13 protein-coding genes are annotated in these 15,941 nt (G+C 69.6%); 9 read left to right on the top strand and 4 right to left on the bottom strand.

What is annotated here, in order from left to right; translation table 11 throughout:
* Positions 1–287: 287 nt before the first annotated feature.
* The gene (locus LCL61_RS25265; RefSeq protein ID WP_340682016.1) at positions 288–1,760 is read right to left on the bottom strand and encodes an alpha/beta hydrolase; all 1,473 of its coding nucleotides are present in this window, start codon (positions 1,758–1,760) and stop codon (positions 288–290) included.
* 130 nt (positions 1,761–1,890) lie between these two features.
* Between LCL61_RS25265 and LCL61_RS25260 the strand changes: the two genes are divergently transcribed.
* The 7 genes from LCL61_RS25260 to LCL61_RS25230 all read left to right on the top strand — a co-directional run bounded on the left by LCL61_RS25260 (position 1,891) and on the right by LCL61_RS25230 (position 11,883).
* Positions 1,891–2,613, top strand: a complete 723-nt coding sequence (locus tag LCL61_RS25260; protein ID WP_340682015.1) for a MerR family transcriptional regulator — start codon at positions 1,891–1,893, stop codon at positions 2,611–2,613.
* A gap of 2 nt (positions 2,614–2,615) precedes the next feature.
* Positions 2,616–3,278, top strand: a complete 663-nt coding sequence (locus LCL61_RS25255; protein WP_340682014.1) for a hypothetical protein — start codon at positions 2,616–2,618, stop codon at positions 3,276–3,278.
* Between the two features lie 79 nt (positions 3,279–3,357).
* Positions 3,358–7,734, top strand: coding sequence for an HAD-IC family P-type ATPase (locus LCL61_RS25250; protein WP_340682013.1), 4,377 nt, complete (start codon positions 3,358–3,360; stop codon positions 7,732–7,734).
* Positions 7,735–7,898: 164 nt separating this feature from the next.
* Positions 7,899–9,362: an FAD-dependent oxidoreductase gene (locus tag LCL61_RS25245; RefSeq protein WP_340682012.1), complete on the top strand. Its 1,464-nt coding sequence runs from the start codon at positions 7,899–7,901 to the stop codon at positions 9,360–9,362.
* Positions 9,359–10,402, top strand: a complete 1,044-nt coding sequence (locus tag LCL61_RS25240) for a hypothetical protein (protein WP_340682011.1) — start codon at positions 9,359–9,361, stop codon at positions 10,400–10,402. The genes LCL61_RS25245 and LCL61_RS25240 overlap by 4 nt, the downstream gene beginning before the upstream one ends.
* 28 nt (positions 10,403–10,430) lie before the next feature.
* Positions 10,431–11,036 carry a TetR/AcrR family transcriptional regulator gene (locus LCL61_RS25235; protein ID WP_340682010.1) on the top strand — a complete coding sequence of 202 codons (606 nt, stop codon included), beginning with the start codon at positions 10,431–10,433 and terminating at the stop codon, positions 11,034–11,036.
* Between the two features lie 124 nt (positions 11,037–11,160).
* The gene (locus LCL61_RS25230; protein WP_340682009.1) at positions 11,161–11,883 is read left to right on the top strand and encodes a VanZ family protein; all 723 of its coding nucleotides are present in this window, start codon (positions 11,161–11,163) and stop codon (positions 11,881–11,883) included.
* Positions 11,884–11,892: 9 nt separating this feature from the next.
* On the opposite strand, the gene LCL61_RS25225 is transcribed toward LCL61_RS25230, so the two are convergent.
* Positions 11,893–12,348, bottom strand: a complete 456-nt coding sequence (locus tag LCL61_RS25225; protein ID WP_340682008.1) for a glycogen operon protein GlgX — start codon at positions 12,346–12,348, stop codon at positions 11,893–11,895.
* A 100-nt stretch (positions 12,349–12,448) separates the two neighbouring features.
* Between LCL61_RS25225 and LCL61_RS25220 the strand changes: the two genes are divergently transcribed.
* Positions 12,449–13,174: a TetR family transcriptional regulator gene (locus LCL61_RS25220; RefSeq protein WP_340682007.1), complete on the top strand. Its 726-nt coding sequence runs from the start codon at positions 12,449–12,451 to the stop codon at positions 13,172–13,174.
* 208 nt (positions 13,175–13,382) lie between these two features.
* Here the strand turns inward: LCL61_RS25220 and LCL61_RS25215 are convergent, their stop codons facing one another.
* The gene (locus LCL61_RS25215) at positions 13,383–14,486 is read right to left on the bottom strand and encodes an epoxide hydrolase family protein (RefSeq protein ID WP_340682006.1); all 1,104 of its coding nucleotides are present in this window, start codon (positions 14,484–14,486) and stop codon (positions 13,383–13,385) included.
* Between the two features lie 91 nt (positions 14,487–14,577).
* On the opposite strand from LCL61_RS25215, the gene LCL61_RS25210 reads away from it, so the two are divergent.
* A complete protein-coding gene (locus LCL61_RS25210) occupies positions 14,578–15,036 on the top strand; it encodes a MarR family winged helix-turn-helix transcriptional regulator (RefSeq protein WP_340682005.1) in 459 nt (152 codons plus the stop codon).
* Here LCL61_RS25210 and LCL61_RS25205 read toward each other — a convergent pair.
* Entirely contained in the window at positions 15,033–15,908 is an 876-nt protein-coding gene (locus tag LCL61_RS25205) for a LysR family transcriptional regulator (RefSeq protein WP_340682004.1), read from the bottom strand. The two genes, LCL61_RS25210 and LCL61_RS25205, sit on opposite strands and share 4 nt — an antisense overlap.
* Positions 15,909–15,941 lie beyond the last annotated feature (33 nt).

The following is a 15,941-nucleotide window of genomic DNA, read 5'->3' as shown; positions in this document are numbered from 1 at the left end:
GCTGGCGTCGCACAGTACCCGTGGAAGGCCGGATCCTGTTGTGCCGTGGAGGCCCTTGGGAGAAGGACAATCCATCCGGTTCTCACGGGTCACCGGCGCTCGGTATATCCGTTCACGCCCGATCATCCTATTGGCTTGGTGCTTTTCGTTGAAAGGCTTCGCCGGAAAGTCCTTTTTCCGGACCCGCTCCGGTGTTACGAATATTTACCGCGGTTCGGCGATCGCCGGGACCCGTCGTGCCCGGAGCAAGAGGGCCCAGGGCCGCGCCTGGGCCCTCTTGCTGTCGATCACCTGCAGTACACGTCGCGCTTCGGCAGCTTCCCGGAGATCAGGAAGTCCGTCGTGGTGTTCAGCGCGCAGGCGTTGCCGCCGAGGACGTACACGCCGTGGCCACCGGCGTCCACGGTCACCAGCCGCGACCGGTCACCGAACTTCTCGTCGATCAGCTGCCCGCCCCGCAGCGGTGTCACGGGGTCCCGCCGATTCTGGACGACCAGCACGTTCTCCGGCCCCTTGCCCTTGACCGCCACCGGGGGTTCGGTCGGCGCGTAAGGCCAGAACGCGCACGGCAGGATGTTCGCTCCGGCGGCGCCGAAGAGGGGGTACCGCTCGCGGTCTTCGGCCACACCCCGCTGATAGGTGCGCATTTCCGATGGCCACGCGACGTCATTGCACGTCACCGCGAGGAACACCGACCACGCGTTGTCCGTCGGCGACGGCGTGGCCGCCAGGGACAGGCGCTTCGCTTCGGCGGCGACGCGTTCCGCCGCCGCCTGGTCACCGTCACGGACCGACTGCCACCACTGCGCGGTCTGCGCGTACCGCGTCTTCCCGTAAAGGCCCGCGAAGGTGGCCAGCCGGAACAAACGCCCGTCGAGGCCGTTCACCGCGGTCTTGTCGAGCTTCTCCGCGAGCGCGAAGTACGTCCTGCGCACTTCGGCGGCGGTACGGCCGAGGCCGTACGACTCATGCCGTGCCGCCACCCACTTCGCGAAGTCCGGGAAGGCCTCCTCGGCGCCGAGCCCGAACCTGCGCAGCCCCTCGCGGTTGAGGTGGGTGTCGCCGACGTTGCTGTCGAGCACTACCCGGTCGGACTTCTCAGGGAACATCGACGCGTACGCCGCACCGAGCGCGGAACCGTACGAATACCCCAGAAAACTGGCCTTCTCCTCGCCGAGCGCGGCCCGGATCCGGTCGAGGTCCCTCGCCATGTTCGCCGTGGAGATGTGCCGCAGCCTGCCGTCCTTGTCGTTCGCGGCACACTGCGCGGCCACGCCTTTCGCGATCTTCGCCTGTTCGGCGACGGCCGCTTCGTCCACCGCGTACGGCGGGATGTTGCCCAGGTACTCCTGCTCCGACGTGAATCCGCAGCTCACCGGCGTCGAGTGCCCGATGCCTCTGGTGTCCATGCCGATCACGTCGTAGCCGTCCAGGACACTCGCGGGCATGCCGTGCGAGGCCAGATCAGCGGGGAACGACAACCCCGGCCCACCCGGGCCGCCCGGGTTCAGCATGAGCACGCCTCGCCGCGCCGCCGGTTTCGTGCTGGCCAGCCGGGAGATCATGACGTCGATCCGCTCACCCTCCGGCAACCGGTAGTCCAGTGGCACCGGCACCGTGGCGCACTGCAGCACGATGCCCGCGGGCACCTTCACGTCCTCGGGACATGCGGCCCACGCCAGGCCCGGCGCGGGTCCGGCCGCCCCGGACGGCGCCGTGAACAGCGGCGCCGTGAGGCCGAGGATCACCGCCAGGCCCACAACTCGCTTCCGTCTCATCATCTTCCCCCGATCTTGGAATGATCACCGACGGGCGTATTCGAGACCGTGCCCTCGGGGCATGGTCAAGCCGCTTGACCATGCCCCTGGGGCACGGTGTCCAATGCGGGGGATGTCCTGGAGCACACGGGAGCTGGCGGAACTGGCCGGCACGACGCTGAAGACCGTCCGCTACTACCACCGGATCGGGTTGCTCGACGAGCCGGAACGAGCGCACAACGGATACAAGCGGTACCGGGTCGAGCATCTGGTCCGGTTGCTGCGGATCCGGCGGCTGGTGGACCTAGGGGTACCGCTGTCCGAAATCCCTGCGATGGCGGACTCGGACGAACGCACGGAGCAGACACTGCGCGCGCTGGACGAGGAACTCCGGGCGAGTATCGAACGGCAGCAGCGGATGCGCGACGAATTGGCCTTGATCCTGCGCCGCCGCAGCCTGGTGGACCTGCCACCGGGCTTCGACGGGAACGTCGAGGGCATGACGGAGGAGGAACGGTCGTTGATGATGATCTTTTCGACCGTGCTGGACGCGGCCACGATGGCTTCGCTGCACGCGCTCCAACCGGCGTCCCGGCCCGCTGTCCAGACGGAGTTCGACGAACTGCCCGCGGACGCCGACGACGCGACGAGGCAGCGCATCGCCGAGGCCCTCGCGCCGGTCGCCCGCGACCAGTACGAAGCCCAGCCCGGGTTGCTGGACGCGAAGACGTGGAAGGCCCTCACCAAACCGGTCGTCCTCCACGGCGTGGTGGATCTGTACAACCCGGCCCAGCTCGACGTTCTGCAGCGCGTGAACGCCCTCCTCGACCTCAACCCACCGGAAGCGACGTCCTGACGATGGTCAAAAAGCTCAAACGACGCTGGCAGCTCTCCAGGGTCAGGTCCGGGGACGGATCCGCCCTGGCCGAGTACCGCCGGTGGCAGCTCTTCTCCCGTTCGCTGTTCTTCCTGGATCTCGAAGCACACGTCTACGCGGTCGACGTCCGGTACCTCGCCGACGCCAAAACCCGGAAGCAGCACGAAGACGCGGTCGGCAAGAGTCCCGCCGCGCTGTACCGGGACGGTGTCCAGCTCTTCCGGTCCAACCTTCCCACGGCGTTCCCCGTGCCGGGAGGTGTCATCGAGGTCGCGACCAGCGCGGTCGGGCTGAAGCGCATGCACTTCGTCCCCGACCACGGCGGCGAGCGAGCACTGCGCCCTCACCCTCGTTCGCAGGAAGGACTGCGGGCGAGGTTCGGACGGCGGTTTCCCCGTACCAGTGCCGCGATCGGCGTGGTCTCGCTGGTCATCCTCCTGGTCGCGCTCGTCGTCGGCCTGCTCCAAGGCGCGGAGGCCGTCACCAAGATCCCGGTCGTCGCCGAACACATCGGCACGTTCACTTCGCCGGTACCGCTGCCACAGTGGGCGAAGATCACTCTCGGGGTGGCGGGATTCTTCTCCGCCCTCGAACGCGCGCTGAGGCTCCGGTACAACCGGTTGATCGACTCCGTCACCTCTTGAGGCGGAAAGGGGATTCGACCTTCCGGCACGCGGGTACTCGGTGAGATCCACAAGGCACCGAGCGCGAGGAGGATTCCGCATGCGGCGGACGGACCTGGAGACCGTGGACGTGCTGGGTGTCGCCTTCCCCAAACCGTCGCGGACGCTGGGGCGGGTCGCCCGGGGGCTGGCCGGGCTGGCACTTCTGCCGCTGGAGGGAATCCCGGGACGCGGACCGCGGCGGGCGGTCTGGTCGTGTCCCGGCAGGCTCTACATCGAGACCCACGGCGTGAAAGGACCCGACGGCGCCCCTGTCGCCCGGCGGGTGGAACGAGCCTTGACGGAGATCCCCGGTGTGCGATGGGCACAGGTGAACGCGCCGACGTCGCGAGTCGTCGTCGCGGTCGAGGATCCGGGGCCCCGGCGTCTGGAGCTGGTCCGCGCGGTCGAACGAGCCGAGGCGGAGCCCGCTTCCGAAGCCGAGCGGGTCGAGGAGGACGAACTGCACCATCCGGCGGACGGCACCATGGCGACCCGGCTGCCCTCCACACTCGCGGCGGACGCCGCGGGATTGATGCTGTCGGTGGCTTCGAAGATCATGCCGTGGGCTCCGTTGCCGACGGAGGTCGCGGCGCTGGCGTCACTCGTCGACCTGCACCCGCGGTTGCGTGCCTTGGCGGACCGGAAGCTGCGCGGACGGGAAAGGGCGGATTCGGCCACCTCCATCGGTGCGGCGCTGGTCCACGGACTCGCGGCCCGCAGCGAGGGGACGGTCCTGGACATCATGGTCCGCGGCACCCAATGGCGGGAAGCCAAGGCGCACCAGCGGGCCTGGTGCGAGGCCGAGTCCAGGCTGGTCGGACAGCGCGAGCACGCCGGCGCGGACTCGGTGGTGAGCGAACGACCGCGGCCGCTTCCCGAAAGTGCCGTCGATCGTCACGCCCGCCGGTCCATCACCGCCGGAGCCGCGGCCGCCGCGGCGACCCTGCCGTTCGTCGGGCCGAGGCGCGCCGCCGCGGTCGGGATCTCCGCGTTGCCCAAGGCCCCGTCCAACGGCGCGGCCGCCTTTTCCGCCCAGCTGGGCCAAGTCCTCGCCAGGCGCGGCGCGCTGGTGATGGACCGGTCCGTGCTGCGCGGGCTCGACCTGCTCGACACGATCGTCATCGACACCACGGCGCTCGGTGCGGGGGCGAACGTCCTCAGCGATCTGGTCCCGTTGCCCGGTGGTGACCCCGTGGACCTGACGGCTGCCGCTTTCGCGTTATTCGACCCGGAGAAACCCGAGGTGGTCCGGCGGGACGGCGAGTGGACGCTCGGGCCGGTCGAAGACCTGGACGGTGGCGAAGGATTCCCCGACCGGCAGCGGATGCTGGACCAGGGCGCCCACATGGTGCTGGGGCTGGTCCGTGACGGGAATCCGGCGGGACTGCTCGCCGTCGCGCAGGAGCGCTCACCCGACGTGGACGCGTTGGCTTCCGCGGCCGAGGCCGCCGGGGTGCGGGTGGTCCAGACCGACGGTGAGGTGGTGCTCGACGCCGTCCGCGAACTCCAGGCGGAGGGACGTGTGGTCATGCTGGTCTCCGATGATCGCCGGGCGCTGGGGGCGTCCGACTGCGGAGTCGGCGTGCACGAGGACGGGACCCCGCCGCCGTGGGGCGCGCATGTGCTGATCGGCCGCGACATCGGCACGGCCGTCCTGCTCGCCGAGGCGATCACCGCCGCCAAAGCGGTCGTCCGTGACTCGACGATGTTCGCGACCGCGGCCAGCGGAATCGGTGGTGTGACCGCGCTCAGCGCCCGGCGCAGGCCCGCCGCGAGCGGGCTTCGCGCGGTGAACGCCGGGGCGCTCATGGCTTTCGGTGACGGGATCTGGCGCGCCCGCACTCTCACCGGCGAGCGGAAGGCTCCTTTCTCGGGCCGTGTGGCGCCGCCGTGGCACCTGATGCCGGCGGACCTCGTGCTCGACCGGCTCGGTTCGGGCCCGCGTGGTCTGGACGAGCGCGAGGCCCGGCGGCGGGCGCCCGCCGACCGCCCGGGCGCAGAACGCGGCGCCGGCACGAGCATCGCGAAGGCGTTCATGGCCGAGCTCGCCAACCCGCTGACCCCTGTACTGGCCGGTGGCGCGGCGGTTTCGGCCGCGGTGGGCTCTCCGGTCGACGCCGCGCTGGTCGCCGGGATCGTCGGGGTGTCGGCGCTGATCGGCAGCGCGCAGCAGGTGCACACCGACCGCGCGCTCGCCGGGCTCTTCGAACGGTCCGCGACGGTGACCACCGTCGTGCGTGACGGTGCCGAGCGGCAGATCGTCGCCGACGCGCTGGTGCTGGGTGACGTCGTGTCGCTGCGGTCCGGCGACGTCGTACCCGCGGACTGCCGGGTGCTCGAGGCGACCGGCGCGGAACTCGACGAGTCCTCGCTGACAGGGGAGTCGTTGCCGGTACCGAAGACCCCGGCGCCGGTCGTGGCCGCGGAACTCGCCGAGCGGGCGTCGATGCTGTACGAGGGCACCACGGTCGCCGCGGGCAAGGTGTCCGCCGTCGTCGTGGCGACCGGAGACGAGACCGAGGTCGGACGGGGGATGGCCGCCGCACGAGGTGCCGCCCCAGAGACCGGCGTCGAAGCACGGCTCGCGTCGCTCACCAAACAAGCCTTGCCGGTCGCGGTCGGCTCGGCGGCCGCCGTCGCGGGCGCCGGGCTCATCCGTGGCGTGCCGCTGCGGCAAAGTGTCGGGGCGGCGGTGAACCTCGCGGTCGCTTCGGTGCCGGAAGGCCTGCCGTTCCTGGTGAACGCGGCCCAGCTGGCGGCCGCTCGACGGCTCGCCGAACACGGCGCGCTCGTCCGTAATCCGCGGACCATCGAAGCGCTTGGGCGGGTAGACGTCCTCTGTTTCGACAAGACAGGCACCCTCACCGAAGGCAAGCTGAGCGTCAACCGGATCGACGACGGCAGGGCCACCGCCTCGGTGAGCCGGCTGCGGAAGAGCCACCGGTCGGTGCTGGCCGCCGCCGTCCGCGCGACGCCCCGGGCGGAGAACCCCGAGGAGCTGCCGCATCACACGGATCAAGCCGTGCTCGAAGGCGGCATCACCGCGGGCGTGGACGCCGGCGGCTGGGAGAAGACGGGCGCCGTCCCGTTCGAGTCGTCGCGGGGATTCCACGCGACCAACGGGAAACTCGGCGAACGGCACGTGGTGTGCGTCAAGGGCGCACCGGAGACCGTCCTTCCGCTGTGCACCAGGCACGGCGATCGGCCGATGAGTGCGGGTGTGCGGAGCAGGCTGGAGAAGCGGGTCGGCCGCCTGGCCGCTGCCGGGCACCGCGTCCTCGCCGTCGCCGAGCGCACGGTGTCCACAAAGGACCTTTCCGAGGACGACGTCGCCGATCTCCGGTTGCTCGGCTTCATCGCCTTGGCGGATCCGGTGCGTGACAGTGCCGCACCGGCGGCGGATCGGCTTCGCGAGGCCGGAGTGCGCACGGTGATGATCACCGGCGATCATCCGGCCACCGGCGAGGCCGTCTCAGAGGAGATCACCGGCCGCAACGGCGACACCAAGGTGCTCACCGGCGCGAGGATCGAGGAACTCGCCGACGAAGAGCTCGATCGCGAACTCGCCGACGTCGACGTGATCGCGCGGTGCAGCCCGGCGCAGAAGGTCCGGATCATCCAGGCGTACCAACGCGGTGGCCGGGTCGTCGCGATGACCGGTGACGGCGCGAACGACGCCCCGGCCATCCGGCTCGCCGACGTCGGGATCGCGCTCGGTCAGCGGGGTACGGCCGCGGCGAGGGCGGCCGCGGACCTCGTGGTGACCGACGACCGGCTGGAGACGATCGTCGCCGCGCTGGTGGAAGGCCGGGCGATGTGGGCGTCGGTCCGCGAGGCGCTCGGCATCCTGCTCGGCGGGAACCTGGGGGAGATCGCCTTCACCGTGCTCGGCTCGGCCGTCACCGGGCGTTCGCCGCTCACCGCCCGCCAGTTGCTGCTGATGAACCTCCTCACCGACCTGGCGCCCGCGCTGGCGATCGCGTTGAGCAGGCCGGACGGCGAGTCCGTGCCGGAGTTGCTGCGCGAAGGGCCCAGCGCGTCGCTCGGGAACGCTCTCCGGCGCGACATCACCACGCGGGCGGTGACCACGACACTCGGGGCATCCACCGCGTGGACCCTCGCGCGGCTGACCGGGAGGCGACGGCGGGCGAGCACGATCGCGCTCGTCTCCCTGATCGGTACCCAGCTCGGGCAGACGCTGGCCGTCGGCGGCCGGGACGGCACCGTCCTCGCCGCGGGTCTGGGCTCCGCCGCATTGCTGGCGATCCTGGTCCAGACTCCCGGGGTCAGCCAGTTCTTCGGATGCACGCCACTCGGGCCGGTCGGCTGGGGGATCGCACTCGGCAGCGCTGGTACGGCGACCGTCGGCGGCCTGCTGCTCGGACGCCGCGAGGTCGAGGCTCCGGATCGTGTCCGCTCGCCCGAACTCGCGTGACTGAAGGCCGAACTCGCTGATCCGTCCGCAGACACGCGGGATCCGGCTCCGGACACACCCGTCAGCGGAGGCCGGAAACGCGAGCACCTTGACAGCCTGTGGCGTCGTTCATACATTCATACAAGCGTTGTCAAACTGTATGAATGACGCTGGGAGTTGGTCGTATGCGACTCGGCAAGACCGCCGTCGTCCTCGGTGGCAGCGCCGCCGGACTCTGCACCGCGGGCGCGCTCGCCCCGTACTTCGACCGCGTGCTGGTGCTCGAACGCGACGAGCTTCCGGCCGAGGCCGAACACCGGCGCGGGGTGCCGCAGAGCAAACATCCGCATTTCCTCCTGAACTCGGGTCGCCGCGCGATCGGAGCGTTGTTCCCCGGATTGGAGGATGACCTCATCGCCGCCGGCGGACTGCATCTCATGCCGTCCATGGACGCCGCATACCTCGATGGGAAGGGCTGGTCGGCGCGGAAACGCAGCGCGATGACGATGATCTACAGCTCGCGCATCCTCATCGAACGCGTGCTCCGGGACAAGGTCCGCGGGCTGTCCAACGTCGTGATCCGTGAGGGCGTCGCGGTCAGTGGGCTGAAGACCCGGGACGGCGCCGTCACGGGGGTCGGCTTCTCCACGGGCGACGGCGAGGAGCACCTCGACGCAGACTTCGTGGTGGACGCGATGGGCCGCGGTTCCCCGGTCGGCGCGTGGCTGGTGGCGGCCGGCTGGCCGGAACCCGAAGTGCGGACCCTCGACGCCAAGGTCACCTACACCTCACGCTGGTACGACCTGCCGTCACCCGAGGAGCGCCCGCCGTCGTGGTGGTGGCGGCATCTGGTGATCATGCCGACCCCCGACAAGGGTCCGCATCCGGAAGAGCACGAGTTCCTGGTGAACTTCTTCCCGATCGAGGGCAACCGGGTCATCGCGTGCATGGGCTCGTGGGGCATCGAGATGCCACGCACCACCGAGGCGTTCGTCGAGTCCGCCCGCCGAGTGCGGGCACCGCTGTTCGCGGCCGCGATGGACCGGTCCACGCCGACCTCCGAGGTGCACCTCACCCGGTCGACCGGCAACAAATGGCGGCGCTACGACCGGCTCCGCACCCCGCCGGAACGGCTGGCGTTCGTCGGCGACTCGATCTGCGCGTTCAACCCGTTCTACGCACAGGGCATCAGTTCCGCCGCCGGTTCGGCGCTGCTGCTGCGCGAGCACCTCGCCGGCGCCGAGCGTCTCGACACCGGGTTCTCCGCACGTTTCCTCGCGGCCCAGCGCAAGCTGCTCACCGTGCCGTGGAGCCTGGCGATGGCGAGGGACCAGGGGTACGCCTGCGCGGTGGGCACCGAAAAGGCGGGAGAGTGGAAGCGACGTCTGCTCTCGGCGGTGTCCGGCCCGGCGTTCAGGCTCATCGTCGGCGCAGCTCGCGAAGACGACGTGGTCGACGAGCATTTCGCGAAGGTGTTCAACCTCGACGAGTCGCTGCGCGACATGATGACGAACCCGAGGGTGATCGCGGGCCTCGTGCGCTACCGGATCCGGGCGGCGCTGGGGCGGCACCGGATCCCGTTCGACTTCGACGCCCGCGCCGAGCCGCCGGTCACGGACTATTCCACCGAACCGGCGGTCGCCCGATGAGCGCCGTATGCGGGGCGGACGCGAAAGCCGTCACCCGAGGCCTCGGCATCGACTGTCACGACGTGGCCGCCTGGCTCTCGATCCGCCCACCGTGGGCGGCGGGGCACTGGACGATGCCGCTGCTGGAACTGCTCGTCCTCGGCGGAGCCGTGTTCGCGCTGGTGCACGCCGTCCGCCGTCACCGCCAGGGCGACTCGGTCAATCTGGCGCTGTGGTGCGCTTCGCTGGTCTACCTGTTCGTCATCGAACCGCCCCTGTACTTCCCGGAATGGTTCGGCCTCGAGCGGCAGTACGGATTCATCTTCGCCCACAACCGGTTCACCGTGCAGTTCATGTGGGACCGGCTGCCCCTCTACATCGTGGCGTTCTATCCGATGATCAGCCAGCTCGCCTACGAACTCGTCCGGTCGCTGGGGATCTTCCGTGCGCGCGGCGCGCTGGCCGGGTCGGTGGCGGTCGCCTTCGCCTGCCAGGTCTTCTACGAGGTCTTCGACCACCTCGGGCCCCAGCTGAAGTGGTGGGCCTGGAACGGGAACAACCGGATCGTCAATCACCCGGCACTGGATTCCGTGCCCATGACCAGCATGCTGCTCTTCGCGTCCGTATCCATGGGCGCCATGACCTATCTGGTGGTGCGGCTCGCCGGTGGTTCGAGGCGCGGGTGGTCGCTGGTGGCGCGCATCGTGGTGGCCGGGGTCCTCACGCCGCTGAGCATGGCGATCGCCGGGCTCCCGTCGAGCCTGCTCGGCGGCAACGTGACCACGCAAGCTTGGATTCTCGCCGCCGAGCTGGCGCTGCTGTGGGTGGCGGGAACCTGGATCTTCGTCCGGCACTGGGGTACCGAAGAGGCTCTGGCGCCTTTCGCCCGGTTCTATCCCGCCGTCTATCTGGGTGCGATGGTCGTGTTCTGGCTGGGCGCCGTCATCGAAAACGGTGTCACACTGGGGAGCGGCCTGTACGTACTGGCCTGCTTCGTGGCCGCCGGCCTGATGCTCACCGCGCTGTACCGCGTGCACCGCTCGGTACCTGCCACCGTCTGAGATTCTCCGTTCGGGGAAGATGAGGCGTATGGGGCACCACGGATGGCGGGGCAATCCGCCCGGAACCGAGCGCGAGGCACGCCGCCGGATCGTCGAGGCGGCGACCGCCTGCATCGACCGGGTCGGCCTCGCCAAGACCAGCCTCTCCGACGTCGCCGCGGAAGCGGGCGTCACCCGGCAGACCGTCTACCGCTACTTCCCTAGCCTCGCCGACATTCTCAGCGCCGTCGCGCTGGACCGGGTCGAGGAGTTCGCCGGCCGGATGGAGCGGCATCTGGCCACGTTCGCCGACCCCGCCGAGGTCGCGGTGGAATCCGTCGTGTTCGGCGTCCGTGCGGTCCCCGACGAGCCGTACCTGGGACTGCTCCTGAAAGCGGGCGAGGCCGATGTCTTCACCGTGGCGGTCACTTCTTCGCAGTCGTTCGCGCTCGGCGCGCGGATCCTGCGGAACGTGCCGGTCGACTGGGCCGCGGCGGGCGTCACGGCCGACGAGCACTTCGAGGGCCTCGCTGAAATGCTGATGCGGCTGTTCCTGTCGTTCCTGCAGTACCCCTCGACACCGGCGCACACCGACGAACAGTTGAGGGCCTTGGTCCGCCGGTGGATCGGTCCGGCGCTGACCGCACGGCCGTGACAATCGAACCCCGTGAAGTATCAACGCGGATGGTAGTTATTCACCGACAATAACCAGGGTCCTTGTCTGGTCTTCACGATGCTGCCACCCTCGCCGAAGACGATCATCGGCGGAAGGGGAGTGCATGGGATGGTGGTGGCGGGCGTTCTCCGACGTCGCACCGTGGTCGCTGCTCGCCGCCGCGGCCGGTGCCGTCGTCGCCGAATTCGTCGCGCGGCTTCGGGGGAACCGGCGTCGCCGGTCCGCGATTGCGCTGGATTTCGCTTTGCTGGCCTCGCTTTTCGCGGTGCTTCCGGTCGTGTTCGTGCCGGCGCCGATGGCGGGTCGCGGTTCCTCGGTGAGTCTCCACCTGCTGGGTGATGTCCTGCCCGTCTTCGAGGATCGCCCGGACCTCGCCTTGTTCCAGTTGGCGGGCAACGTTTTGCTGCTGGTGCCGCTCGCGGTGCTGGCGTCAGTGCGCTTCGACTGGACGAAGCCGGTTCCGCGGATCGTCCTGGCGGCGTTCGCGGTGTCCGTATCGATCGAATGCCTTCAGGTCTGGCAGGGCGCCGGACGGGTGGGTTCGCTGGACGACGTCTTGTGCAACACGGCCGGGGCCGCGCTCGCGGCCTGGTGCGGAAGCCGGTGGCGAGGCCGGGCGACGGGCAGCGTTCGCGTGTGGCACCGCTCGGGAATCGAAGTCCGGCGTTCCGGTGTGGTGAACGCCCGCCGCGGTCAACGGCTGATCGGCCGCGTGACCCTGAGCGATCTGCCGCCGATGGCGGAAGGGGCGACTCTCGAGATCACCCTGTCCGAATCGGACGGTGGAGCGCTGCTCGTTTCCGCGCAGGCGTCGGTGGCGGCATGAGCCGCGTGGCTACCTCGGCCGGACGCCCGCGAGGACGGCGTCCAGGCTGGGAAGCCACCTCTGCCGGGGATCCGGTGCCGAGAGCCATTCCGCGTGGGCCTCTGCCCGGCCGGAGTCGGCGGGAAGGGGGAGCAGCGTGCCCCAGGCGAGTACTTCGACGTGCTGCGGCAGGGAATCCCGAGAGGGGATCAGCCCGTCGGTCTCCGCGAGAATGGCCACACGCGGTCCCTGCTGCGTCAGTACCGTCATGGCGGGGCCTTCGCAGCCGGTCTCGGCGAGCCGGGCGAGGACCTGGGCGCCGTTGATCTTGGGCAGGGTCACCGCGCAGATCCCGCCTTCGAGGACCAGGAACGGCTGTGGACCTAGCCATTTGAGCGACCAGCCGAAGAGCCTGCCGTAGAAGGCATCGCCCCGGGGGCGGATCGAACGTGACTCGACCGGGAGCACTTGGTGGTCCAGCGACATCGTCGGCGCCTTCCGAGCGGGGGAGGGGACACGGCCCCGGGAACTTCGCACAGCCTAACGGCACTCAGTGCCACTAGCAAGTGGCTGCTACCGTCCCGCTATGACCGATTCGCCGCGCCGGGTGCCGGTGTCCAGAGCCGGCGCGACCCCCGCGGGGAGGCGCCGGCTGCGTCGTGCGCTCGCGGCGGCGGCCGTGGACCTGTTCGTGGCGAAGGGCTACGAGGCCACCACGGTGGACGAGATCGCGGCCGCGGCGGGGGTGGGCCGCCGGACGTTCTTCCGGTACTTCGACGCCAAGGACGACGTGCTCTTCGCCAACCACGACGAGATCGTGGCGGAGATGGAGGAGACGTTCGCCGCCGCGGATCCGGACCGTGATCCCGTCGAGGTGGCATGTGCCGCCGTCGGTCTGGTCCTCGACTCCTACGCCGCGGAACTCGACGTGTCGCTCAAGCGGTTCACGCTGACGCGGACGGTGCCTTCGTTGCGGGACAAGGAAGTCGCGACCGTCGACCGCTATCAGCGCGTGCTCGCCCGCTATCTGCGGGCGCGGTTCACCGAACAGGGTGACGAGACGGCGAGCCTGCGGGCGGCCGTGGCCGCGGCGGCGATCGCGGCCGCCAACAACCATGTGCTCCGGCGCTGGCTGCGCAGCGGCGGCCAGGACGACATCGCCGCCAGCGCGGCGGAGGCCTTCGCGCTGGTGATCGACGCGTTCAAGGTCCAGGACGCCGCAGCCGAAACGACCATGGTGGCGGTGATGACCACCTCGACGCCTCTGCACACCGTCATCGCCAAGGTCAACGCCGCCTTGACCGAACAGTGAGGACTGGCACTCAGTGCCACGGAGGTGTTTGCCAGGTGTCGCCCAGGGGGAGGGGAGTGGCGTGCCATACAGGACGCTGGACAGCGGGGGAGCGTGGCGCGGCGATCGCCGTCCGGACAGCCGGGAGGCCGGCCGACCTCCCGGCGACATGCTGAACTTTCGAAATGTATAACGACCTATACGGCACAGCGTAGTGAAAAACTCAGAATCACCTCGCAAAAACCTGCATTGAGGTGAGACCGAGAAAGAACTTCCGGATGTCTTCGGCGAGCAGGTCCGGAACCTCCATCGCGGCGAAGTGCCCGCCCCGGTCGAACTCCGACCAGTGCCTGATGTCGTACAGCCGCTCGGCCAGTGGTCGCACCGACTGCGTGATGTCATGCGGGAGCACCGCCACGCCGAGTGGTGCGCGGCAAGGAGTGTTCCCCCTTCCGGCGTCGTGGTGGAGGCGCGCGGACGACGCCGCGGTCGCGGTCAGCCAGTACAGCGAGATGTCGGTGAGCATCCGGTCGTCGCTGACCGGCGTGCGCGGGTCTGTCCACTGTGCGAAGCGCTCGGCGATCCAGGCGAGCTGGCCGACCGGTGAATCGGTCAACGCGTAGCCGATGGTCTGCGGGGTGGCGGCCTGCAATGCCTGATACGGCGGGCGATTCACCATGAGTCGCTTCACCTTCTCCAAGCGAGCTTCGTCCTCTTCGGACAGTTCGAGACCGGCGTCCGGATCCGGCCGGGTCGGCAGGTAGTTCACGTGTACCCCGACCACGTGCTCCGGTGCCGCCGCGCCGAGTGCCGTCGAGATCCCCGAGCCGAAGTCGCCGCCTTGTGCGCCGTAGCGCTCGTACCCGAGGCGGCGCATCAGCTCGGCCCACGCCTGGGCGATCCGGTCGGTGCTCCAGCCTCGTTCGTGGGTCGGACCGGAGAACCCGAAGCCCGGAATCGAAGGGATCACCAGGTGAAAGTCGGGTGAGAGCGACTCGATCAGGTCGAGGAACTCCAGGAACGAACCGGGCCAGCCGTGAGTGAGGACCAGCGCGAGCGCGTCCGGGTTCGCCGACCGGACGTGCACGAAGTGGATGTTCTGGCCGTCGATCTCGGTGGTGAAGTGCGGAAGCTTGTTGAGTTCGGTTTCGTGGGCGCGCCAGTCGTATCCGGTTCGCCAGTATTCGGCGAGTTCCTTGAGGCGGGCGAGCGGGAATCCGTAGTCCAGGCCCGCGTCGGCGACCTCGTTGGGCCAGCGGGTGCGGGCCAGCCGGTCGGCGAGGTCGTCGAGGTCGGCCTGGGGGATGTCGATGTGGAAGGGCTTGATCGTCATGTACTCTCCCGATCCGTTGGTGCACTAAACGTTGGGCACCCAAACGATACCGGAATCGTTCGGGTGCCCAACGATTAGTTAGACTCGTCACATGGAGAACTCCTCGGACGAGCCGTGCGGCCGCTGGCGGAAGCTGCCCAGCTGGCTGCTCACGCAGACCGCGAACCACGCGCATCGCCTGGTGACCGAAGGGTTCGCCGCGGTCGACTCCCGTGGCTACCACTACCGCGTGCTGGCGACGCTGGACGAGTTCGGGCCTGCCAGCCAGGCGATGCTGGGCCGCCGGAGCGGCATCCACGTGAGCGAGATGGTCGCGGCGATCAACGAGCTCGCCGAACGTGAGCTGGTCGAGCGTGCCCCGGATCCGGCCGATCGGCGGCGTAACGTCATCTCGCTGACCACCGCAGGCAAGCGGCAACTGCGACGGCTGGAGAAACAGCTGGCCGAACGGCAGGACGAGCTGCTGGCTCCGCTTTCGGCCGACGAGCGGAAGCGGTTCACCGAGCTGCTGTCGAAGCTACTGGACCACCACGACCGGCTCGGGCCCTAGAAGCCTTGAGCGGACGCGAGAAACGCTTCGCGTGCGTCGGAAGTGCTGTGCTGTGGCCAAAGGGCTTGCAGCGGGACGTGCGCGGCAGGCTGCAGCTCCCTGACCTGGACGGCGCCGCCCGCCGCCGGTCCGGGTGACGCGGTCACGAACGCGACGCCTTCGGTGTCGAGGACGGCGGTGACCGGTGGCGTTCCCTGGATGGGGTTGCGGCGGATACGGGGTTCGAATCCCGCGTCGCGGCAGAGATTGACGAGCAGATCGGTGTATCCGGACCGGCCGGGGTGACCCCAGACTGTGATCTCCTCGCCGTCGAGGTCGGTCAAGGCGAGGTACTCGCGTTCGGCGAGCCGGTGTCCGGTGGCGACCGCGACGTTGAGCCGCTGCCGGATCAGGGTGGTCCCGACCAGGCCGTGCGCGAGGGGCAGCGCGCGGCCGAGACCCAGGTCCAGTTGCCCGCCGAGCAGTTGTGCGACGAGTTCGTCGGGGTAGCGCTGGTTGACGTCGATGATCAGGTCCGGGTCGGTCTGGTGTCTGCGCAGGAGGGCGGTGACCTCGTCGCCGGTGACGGCGGGGGTGTGGCCGACGCGGAGTCGTTCCGGTTCGCTGCGGCCGATGCGCCTGGCGCGCCGGACGGCGGAGTCGGCGATGCCGTGCAGGAGGTGGGCGTCGGCGATCAGTGCCTGTCCTGCGGGGAGCACGGTGATGCCGGTGGCGCTCCGCTCGAGCAGGGGGACGCCGACCTCCCGCTCGAGCGTGCGCACCGACGTCGACAGCGCCTGCTGGCTCAGGTGCAGCCGGGCCGCCGCGCGGGTGAAGCTGCCTTCTTCGGCGACGGCGATGAGGTGGTTCAGCTTGTACAGGTCGAGGCCCACCCCGGGGTTCCCCTTCGTGTCCGGTCTACGGCG

It is taken from the genome of Amycolatopsis coloradensis (genome assembly GCF_037997115.1).
GTDB classification, from domain to species: Bacteria; Actinomycetota; Actinomycetes; order Mycobacteriales; family Pseudonocardiaceae; genus Amycolatopsis; species Amycolatopsis coloradensis_A.
This window is presented reverse-complemented; position numbering and strand designations above follow the sequence as displayed.